Source organism: Rhizobium ecuadorense (genome assembly GCF_001187535.1).
GTDB lineage: Bacteria > Pseudomonadota > Alphaproteobacteria > Rhizobiales > Rhizobiaceae > Rhizobium > Rhizobium ecuadorense.
The window spans coordinates 1-235 of sequence record NZ_LFIO01000962.1; the positions used below are offsets into that span (position 1 = coordinate 1).

At 59.6% G+C, this 235-nt stretch carries 1 protein-coding gene; it reads left to right on the top strand.

Going from position 1 to position 235, the window contains the following annotated elements:
- Nucleotides 1-199: hypothetical protein (locus tag AF337_RS44500; RefSeq protein ID WP_210168070.1), on the top strand; the 199-nt coding region annotated here is incomplete at its 5' end.
- Nucleotides 200-235 lie beyond the last annotated feature (36 nt).

The following is a 235-nucleotide window of genomic DNA, read 5'->3' on the forward strand; positions in this document are numbered from 1 at the left end:
CATGCAGCACAGCAGAGTGGTTGCTTTGCGCCGCATCGCGGACAGAAAGCAAAACCGCTCTGAATATCAAACCCGCAGCCGCTGCACTCCATCGGACGCATCTCACGAAACCCCCGATATACGGCTATTTCAGCCGCAACCAGCAGGCCTCAGACAGGGGACAAGCATGAACCTGCTGCCCCAGGCCCGCAAGCACTAAACAAGCGGCGGATCTGGGGACAGCTTCGGCAGCTCG